This is a genomic window from Microbacterium sp. ZXX196, from assembly GCF_009709595.1.
Classification (GTDB): Bacteria; Actinomycetota; Actinomycetes; order Actinomycetales; family Microbacteriaceae; genus Microbacterium; species Microbacterium excoecariae.
In genome coordinates this window covers 1-248 of the sequence record NZ_WMEE01000411.1, presented here as the reverse complement: position 1 = coordinate 248, position 248 = coordinate 1, and the positions used below count along the sequence as shown (strand labels likewise).

Annotated in this window: 1 protein-coding gene; it reads right to left on the bottom strand. The window is 69.0% G+C overall.

The window, feature by feature from the left end; all coding sequences use genetic code 11:
- A partial coding sequence (locus GJQ66_RS13510; protein ID WP_306461824.1) for a catalase-related domain-containing protein occupies window positions 1–248 on the bottom strand: 248 nt, incomplete at both ends.

Here is a 248-nt window from a genome sequence, read left to right as displayed (position 1 = left end):
AGTCGGGGTCCGCCTTGCGGAAGTTCTCGATCGCGCGCTGGGCGATGTCGTCGCGCGAGACCTTGGAGATGAAGCCCGCCAGGTTGTCGATCAGGCGCTCCTTCTCCTCTTCCGTCATCAGGCGGTACAGGTTGCCGGCCTGCACGAAGTCGTTGTCCTCGGCGTGCGAGGGCGCCTCCGTCTCACCGGTCGTGCCGCTGACCGCTATCGGCTGCCACAGCGGGCGGTCGGTCTGCGCCGGGCCGCCG